Below are 1,228 nucleotides of genomic sequence, written 5' to 3' on the forward strand. Positions count from 1 at the left end.
CACGTCCGGTCCCGGTCGCGCGGCGCCTGGCCGGGCTCGGCCGCCCGCTGCGGCCCGGTCAGCCCGAGAAGCGCGGACAGCCGGGTCGCGGCTCGTTCCGGGCGACGGAGAACACCCGGAAAACGACTGGTACCGGCGTACCAGGACGCGGATACTGGTACGCGTGTCCCATTCGATCACCTTGGCCGACTACCGCGCCGCGCTGCGCACGCCCGGAGCCACCGCACCCGTCCTGACCTCCCTGCTGGGCCGCCTGCCGATCGCGATGATCGGGCTGGCACTGCTGCTGTACGTGCAGAAGGTGACCGGCAGCTTCGCCACCGCCGGGCTCGTCTCGGCCGCCGAGCTCGTCGGCGTGGCGTGCGGCTCGGTCGTGCAGAGCAGGGTGATCGACCGGATCGGACCCACCCGGCCGATGGTCGTGATGTCCGCGGCGCTCGCGGTGTTCGTCGCCGCCGAGATCACCGCCATCGAATCCGGGGCACCGGTCGTGGTGCTCACCGCGCTCGGCTTCCTGCTGGGCGCGAGCCAGCCGACCGTGGCCCCCGCCTCCCGGGCGCTGTGGGCGCAGCTGCTGCCCGCCGGGCCGGCGCGGGACGCGGCCTACTCGTACGAGGCGATCAGCATGGAGGTCTTCTTCATCCTCGGCCCCGGCCTGGCCGGGCTGCTGGTCGCGCTGCCGTGGGCCGGTGCCGGAGTCGTCGCGGGCAGCGCCTGCATGATCGTCGGCAGCATCGGCTTCGCCTCGACGCGCGCCGCCCGCCGGTTGCGGCCGCAGGACGACTCCCGCACCTCGGGCGGGATGCTCGGGGCGCTGCGCGCGCCCGGGATGCGCACGGTGGCGCTGGCCGCGCTCGGCTTCGGCTGCCTCATCGGCTTCGTGGAGGTCGGCGTGCCCGCCTCCGCGGTCGCGGCCGGGGCGCCGAACGCGGGCGGGCTGCTGCTGAGCGCGCTGTCGGTGACCTCCGTGGTGTTCGGCGTGCTGTACGGGATGCGGCCGTGGCCGCGGCCGATGCACCTGCGGCTGCCCGCGCTGCTGCTCGGCTTCGCCGGTCTCGTCGCGCTGCTGGCGCTGCCCGGGACGCTGTGGGGGCTGTGCCTGGCGCTGCTGCTCGCCGGGTGCCTGATCACCCCGCAGTCCACGGCGCACTCGGTGGCGCTGGACCTGGCCGCGCCGGCCGGGACCGAGACGGAGGCGTTCGGCTGGGTCGTGACGGCGGTGACGCTC

General features: G+C 75.2%; 1 protein-coding gene. It reads left to right on the forward strand.

Annotated elements, in window-relative coordinates; all coding sequences use genetic code 11:
- Nucleotides 1-163: 163 nt before the first annotated feature.
- On the forward strand, nucleotides 164-1,228 hold a 1,065-nt coding region (locus LCD33_RS28595), incomplete at its 3' end, for an MFS transporter (protein ID WP_224978505.1).

This window comes from Saccharopolyspora sp. 7B (assembly GCF_020177435.1).
GTDB lineage: Bacteria > Actinomycetota > Actinomycetes > Mycobacteriales > Pseudonocardiaceae > Saccharopolyspora_C > Saccharopolyspora_C gregorii.